This is a genomic window from Allobosea sp. TAB14, assembly GCF_052113865.1.
Taxonomy (GTDB): domain Bacteria; phylum Pseudomonadota; class Alphaproteobacteria; order Rhizobiales; family Beijerinckiaceae; genus Allobosea; species Allobosea spartocytisi.
On record NZ_JBFRDQ010000321.1, the window covers coordinates 1 to 3,437 of the forward strand.

Genomic DNA, 3,437 nt, shown 5'->3' on the forward strand with positions numbered 1-3,437 from the left:
GCCTGCTACGGCAAAGGCGGAATGAAACTCACTGTCACCGACGCCAACCTGCTGCTCGGCCGCCTCGACGGGGCGAGCTTCATGGGCGGTGCAATGCCGCTCGACCGGCAGGCCGCGCAGAAGGCTGCACAGGAGATCGCGAGCCGCCTCAACCTCTCGGTCGACCAGGTCGCGGCCGGCGTCATCGACGTCGCAAATTCGGCACTGGCGACAGCGACGCGTCTTTCGCTCTTCGAAAAGGGCATGGACCCCGAGGACTTCGCGCTGCTTTCCTTCGGCGGCGCCGGCGGCGTCCATGCCTGCGAGGTCGCGGAGGAACTGGGCATCCGCCGCGTGATCTTCCCGGCCCATGCCTCGACGCTCTCAGCCTGGGGCATCCTCTGGTCCGACATCGCCCATGATCTCAGCGCCACGCAGATCGGTCTCTTCGCCGATCTCGCACCCGGCCTGGGCGAGAAGGCCAAGCGCCTCGTCGCGGAAGCGCGGCAATTGCTGACCGAGGACGGCGTCATGGAAGCCGCGCAGAGCTTCGAATGGGCGGTCGACCTACGCTATTCCGGCCAGGCCTTCGATCTGCGCGTCGCGCTCGACGATGCCGATTTCGCGCCTGCGGGCGTTGCCAAGGCGACCGCAGGCTTCCATGCCCTGCATCGCCAGCGTTTCTCCTATGATGAGCCGGAGGTGCCGGTCGAGATCGTAGCGCTCCGGCTGAAGGCCGTCGGCCGCCTCGCCAAGCCGGTGCCCGCGCAAGGCATCGAGACGAAGGTCGACGACACCGCGCCGACCCGACGGGTCCATGGCCGCCATGGCGCAGTCGCGACGCCAGTGCGCAAGCGCGACGCAATTGGCCGCACCGCGCCGGTCGCTGGTCCCGCCATCGTCGAGGAGCCCTACACCTCGATCTATCTCCCCGCCGGCTGGACGATCCTGACCCATGCGTCGGGCGCCCTGATCGCCGACCGCGCCGACAGCCATTGAGGTCCCAGATCATGACGAAACCCATGTCCAACCCTCAGCCGGGCATCGACCCGATCCGCCTCGAGGTCATCCGCAACGCGCTGGTCGCGGCGTCCGAGGAGATGAGCATCACGATCTGGCGCACCAGCCGCTCGACCGTGGTGCGCGAGATTCTCGATTTCTCGACTGCCGTCTTCGACGCGGAAGGCAACAACATCGCCCAGTCGGCGCGCATCCCCGTCCATCTCAACTCGATGTCGGACTGCCTGCGCACGATCCTCGACCGCTTCATCCCGCTCGACCAATGGCAGGACGGCGACGTGATCGTCACCAACGATCCCTATTCCGGGGGCCAGCACCTGCCGGATATCCAGACCTTCCGGCCCGTCTTCGTCGATGGAAGGCGCGTCGGCATCGTCGGCACCCTCTGCCACCATGTCGATGTCGGCGGCGCCGCCGCCGGCAGCTACTACGCCGCCGCGACCGAGGTGTTCCAAGAGGGCATCCGAATCCCGCCGCTTCGGCTCGTCGAAAAGGGCTTGCTCAACACTGGCGTCTTCGAGATGCTGCTGCACAATGTCCGCCAGCCCGACGAGACGCGCGGCGACCTCAACGCGCAGATCGCGGCGCTCGGCATCGGCGAGCGCGCCGTCGCCCGCATGGCCCGCAAATACGGCGCGGATTCGCTGGCTGCCGCAATGGCGGCGATCCTCGACGGCTCCGAGGCGATGATGCGCGCCGGGCTGAAGGCGCTGCCCGATGGCGAGGCCTGCTTCGTCGAGCTGGTCGACGATGACGGCCAATCCAACGAGCCGATCCGACTGGCCGTGAAAATCGTCAAGACCGGTGACAGCATCGCGCTCGATTTCGCCGGCTCCAGCCCCCAGGTCAGCGGCCCGGTCAACAACACCCGCGCCATGACCTGCTCCGCCGTCTATTACGCTCTGCTCGCCGCGCTGGGCGGCGACATTCCCGCGAATTCCGGCTGCTACCGGCCCGTCACCGTGACATTGCCCGAGGGCAGCGTCGTCGATGCCGTGTTCCCGGCCCCCGTCGCGGGGCGCATGGTGATCAATCACCGCATCGCGATCGCCGTCTTTGGGGCGTTGGCCGAGATCGCGCCCCAGCGCATTCCAGCGGCCTACTACGCGATCTCCTATGTCTATGCGCTGCAGACGGTCGGCCGGAAGGGCAAAGGGCAGGTCTATTTCGACATCGAGGTCGGCGGCTGGGGTGGCCATGCCGGCGGCGACGGTGCAAGCGCGCTCTCCTGCGGGCTGCACAACAACACCAATGCGCCGATCGAGATGGTCGAGGCGAAGTACCCCGTCACCTTCACGAAATACGGGCTGATCCCGGATTCGGGCGGCGCCGGACAATTCCCGGCATTCCGCTGAAGCGCGGCGACGTCGTCACGATCGAGACCTCGGGCGGCGGCGGCTTCGGCGATCCGCTGAAGCGGGATCCGCAGCGCATCGCCAAGGACCTCGCCGACGGCATGATCAGCCCCGAAAAAGCCGTTTCGCTCTACGGCTACTCCGAACAGATGGGAGCCGTCGCATGAGCGATGATCAGCCAATGGACGCCGTCCATCTCAGCCTCTCCGACGTCGAAGCGCTGACCCGGCGGGTGTTGACCGCCTGCGGCGTTGATGCGCGCAATGAACCCGCGATCACCGCTTCGGTGGTCGCGGCCGAGGCGGAGGGCATCCACAGCCATGGCCTCGCCCGGCTGCCGACCTATTGCGAACATGCCAAGGTCGGCAAGATCGACGGCAAGGCTCGTCCAGTCCTGGATAGCCCCCGACCCGGCCTGGTCCGCGTCGACGCGAAGGGGGGGTTCGCCCATCCGGCCATCGATTTCGGCCTGCCCGCCCTGTGCGAGGCGGCAAAGGCGCAGGGCATCGCCGCGCTCGCGGTGACCAATTCCTATAATTGCGGCGTCGTCGGCTACCATGTCGAGCGATTGGGACGCGAAGGATTGCTCGCTCTCGCCTTCGTCAATGCGCCGGCCTCGATTGCGCCGATGGGCGGCACGAAACCGGTCTTCGGCACCAACCCGATCGCGCTGGCGGTGCCACGCGCCGGGGCTGACCCGCTCGTGCTCGACCAGTCGTCGAGCGTCGTCGCGAAGAGCGAGATTGTCGTACATCAGCAGCGCGGCGAGCCGATTCCGCCCGGCTGGGCGCTGGACAGTGCCGGCAATCCCACGACCGATCCGCAGGCGGCGCTGGCGGGTGGCACGATGGTGCCGGCCGGCGGTTACAAGGGCGCGGGGCTCGCGCTCATCGTCGAAATATTCGCAGCCTGGCTGACCGGCGCCAATCTTTCGATCGACGCCTCCTCCTTCGCCGACAATCTCGGCGGTTCGCCGCGCACTGGCCAGTTCTTTGTCGCGATCGATACCGGCGCGATCGCTGGTCCCGGCTCAGGCGAGCGGCTCGAACGCCTGTTCAGCGCCATCACCGAACAGGAGGGCGC

At 67.4% G+C, this 3,437-nt stretch carries 3 protein-coding genes; all 3 read left to right on the top strand.

From position 1 onward, the window contains the following. Positions 1-978, top strand: a 978-nt coding sequence (locus tag AB4Y99_RS27100) for a hydantoinase/oxoprolinase family protein (RefSeq protein ID WP_441525517.1), incomplete at its 5' end; no start/stop codon positions are given. 23 nt (positions 979-1,001) lie between these two features. Then, positions 1,002-2,354, top strand: a complete 1,353-nt coding sequence (locus AB4Y99_RS27105; RefSeq protein WP_441525518.1) for a hydantoinase B/oxoprolinase family protein — start codon at positions 1,002-1,004, stop codon at positions 2,352-2,354. A gap of 163 nt (positions 2,355-2,517) precedes the next feature. Continuing rightward, a partial coding sequence (locus AB4Y99_RS27110; protein WP_441525519.1) for an Ldh family oxidoreductase occupies positions 2,518-3,437 on the top strand: 920 nt, incomplete at its 3' end.

Excerpts from the sequence above, each read along its gene's own strand:
- AB4Y99_RS27105 (WP_441525518.1), top strand. The coding sequence starts at position 1,002 with ATGTCCAACCCTCAGCCGGGCATCGACCCGATCCGCCTCGAGGTCATC.